We start from the raw sequence: 2,528 nt of genomic DNA, 5'->3' as shown, positions 1-2,528 counted from the left end.
TGCGGTTTCGAGCACGGCCGAGAACTGCGGTCGCCCCACAGCGGTCATCATTCGCGTCGTGCACATCGCCCCGGGCCCGACGCCGACCTTAACGATCGACGCACCGGCGGATACCAGGTCTCGCACGGCATCCGAGGTCACGACATTGCCCGCGACGATGGGGATTCCCAGGTCGAGCGCCGCGACGGCCTCGACCGCCGCGATCATTCCGTCTTGATGACCATGGGCGGTATCGATGACGAGCACATCCACGCCCGCGTCGACGAGAGCCCGGGCCTTGGGCGCGATGTCCCCGGTGATTCCTAGAGCAGCGGCAACGCGCAGAGCACCGTCGGCATCGAGCGCCGGTTCATAAACCGTGCCCCTCAGTGCGCTGCGTCGGCTCAGGGTGCCGACCACCTTTCCATGGTGCATGACGGGGGCGAACTCAAGATCGGCGGCGACCAAGAGATCGAAGGCCGAGCGGGGCTCGTCGACATCGTCGACGTCGATCGAAGGCAGGTCGGGCCCGAGCAGCGAACCAAGAGGAGCATCGGGCGGTGCGATGGCGAGACGGGCCGCTGGCACGCACCCGACAAACTCCCCCGCACCGTCACGCACGATGATTCCGTGCCCGTCGACAGCGGGAACCAGCTCAAGAGCATCCCCCACCGTCTGAGAAACCGAGAGCTCGAACGCTGTGTCGTAGCTGGGAGATTGCTGCTTCACCCAGCGAATCGCCTCGTCGAGTTCTTGGAGCGGCAGATCCTGGGGCAGCACGCCGAGTCCGCCACGCCGTGCGAGAGTTGCCGCGAGCCGAGGGCCCGTCACCGAGTTCATATTCGCCGCGACGATGGGGATTGTCGCCCCTGTGCCGTCGGCTGGAGCTAACGAGACATCCAGGCGGCTCTTGACGGCCGACCGACTCGGCACGAGGAACACGTCCGAATAGGTGAGGTCGTGGGTCGGCGACGTCTCATAAAACTTCATGTATTTAACCGTAGTCCTCCGCGCCAACGGAGGGCAGAGCGCAGCCAAACCGATTACGCTTGATCCTTGTATGTGGCCAACGACGCTCTTACGCGTCGAATTAATGACAGTGACAACGGAGAGTGGGCGGCTGTGTCTAGCCAAATGACCGGAATCGCACCTGAAGAGGGGTCTTCAGGCGAATTCGGAGCCAATGAATGGCTCGTTGACGAGATGTACGAGCAGTTCAAAGTCGATCGGAACTCCGTCGACAAATCGTGGTGGCCGATCCTCGAGAACTATCACCAGACCAAGACGACTGCCCCCGCAGCGCAGGCACCTGCCACGCAGGCGCCCACAGCAGAGGCACCCGCAGCAGAGGCACCCGCCTCTCAGCCAGAGCCCGCGGCACAGGAGCCGCAGATTCCGGCCGAAGTGACGTCGGAGACGCCTCAGACCGCATCGGCGCAGTCGGCGGGCCAGCCCGTGGCGCGGACAACTTCAATCCAGGCTAAGCCGCAGCCGATTCCGGCCGAGGCTCCCTCGTCAGCGGCATCGATTGAAGAGCCCAGCGAGCCTCAGGATGTCGTCACAGCCCTCAAGGGCATGGCAAAGTCGCTCGCAACCAACATGGACGCGAGCCTCACGGTTCCGACCGCGACGAGCGTGCGCACCATCCCGGCCAAGCTGATGATCGACAACCGCATCGTCATCAACAACCACCTCAAGCGGGCTCGCGGTGGCAAAGTGTCGTTTACGCACCTCATCGCCTGGGCCATGGTCAAGTCGCTGCGCGACTTCCCCAGCCAGAACGTGTTCTACGACGAGGTCGATGGCAAGCCGTCGATCGTTTCGCCTGCACACATCAACCTCGGCATCGCGATCGACGTGCCCAAGCCCGACGGAACCCGCAGTCTCGTCGTGCCCGGCATCAAGCGCACCGAGTCGATGACCTTCGATCAGTTCCTCGCCGCCTACGAAGACGTCGTCAAGCGCGGTCGTGAGAACAAGCTCACGATGGTCGACTACCAGAACAACACGATCTCCCTCACTAACCCGGGTGGAATCGGTACGGTGCACTCCGTTCCGCGTCTCATGAAGGGCGCCGGATGCATCATCGGCGCCGGAGCGCTCGAATACCCGGCAGAGTTCCAGGGCATGTCGACCGAAACCCTCGCGGATCTCGGTATCGGCAAGACGATCACGCTGACCTCGACCTATGACCATCGCGTCATCCAGGGCGCCGGTTCTGGCGAGTTCCTCAAGCTCATCCACGAGCGCCTGATCGGCAAGCACGACTTCTACTCGGAGATCTTCGCCGACCTGCGCATCCCCTACGAGCCGATCCACTGGGGAACCGACGTTCACATTAACGCCGCAAGCGACGTCGACAAGTCGGCACGCGTGCAGGAGCTCATCAACTCGTTCCGTGTGCGCGGTCACCTGCTGGCCGACACCGACCCCCTCGAGTACCGCCAGCGGTCGCACCCCGACCTCGACATCGCGAGCCACGGTCTCACCTTCTGGGATCTCGACCGCGAGTTCGTGACCGGCGGCTTCGGCGGCAAGCGCGCGATGCT

2 protein-coding genes are annotated in these 2,528 nt (G+C 63.6%); one reads left to right on the top strand and one right to left on the bottom strand.

The window, feature by feature from the left end:
* Positions 1-969 (bottom strand): IMP dehydrogenase (locus AC062T_RS02130; protein ID WP_476026966.1); only part of this gene is annotated, 969 nt, incomplete at its 3' end.
* A gap of 132 nt (positions 970-1,101) precedes the next feature.
* Between AC062T_RS02130 and AC062T_RS02125 the strand changes: the two genes are divergently transcribed.
* Positions 1,102-2,528: 2-oxo acid dehydrogenase subunit E2 (locus AC062T_RS02125; RefSeq protein WP_476026964.1), on the top strand; the 1,427-nt coding region annotated here is incomplete at its 3' end.

The organism is Homoserinimonas sp. (assembly GCF_056262345.1).
Note: the sequence above shows the minus strand (reverse complement) of the source record. Positions and strands in the feature narration are given on the sequence as shown.